1 protein-coding gene is annotated in these 260 nt (G+C 70.8%); it reads left to right on the top strand.

All coding sequences use genetic code 11. The features are described 5' to 3' along the window. Positions 1-260: aldehyde dehydrogenase family protein (locus tag ACPYOG_RS19865; protein WP_481295833.1), on the top strand; the 260-nt coding region annotated here is incomplete at both ends.

Genomic DNA, 260 nt, shown 5'->3' with positions numbered 1-260 from the left:
ACCCGGCGACGGAGGTCGGCGCGCTCGTGCACCCGGAGCACTTCGAGAAGGTCATGGGCTACGTCGAGATCGGCAAGACCGAGGGCCGGCTCATCGCCGGCGGCGGGCAGCCGGAGGGCTTCGAGTTCGGCAACTTCGTCGCCCCGACGGCGTTCGCCGACGTCTCCCCCGACGCCCGCATCTTCCAGGAGGAGATCTTCGGCCCCGTCGTCGCGATCACCCCGTTCGACACCGACGAGGAGGCCCTCGCGCTCGCGAAC

Source organism: Leifsonia sp. HAY1-4F (assembly GCF_056755275.1).
The sequence above is the reverse complement of the archived record's forward strand: the minus strand, read 5'-3'. Positions and strand labels throughout refer to the sequence as shown.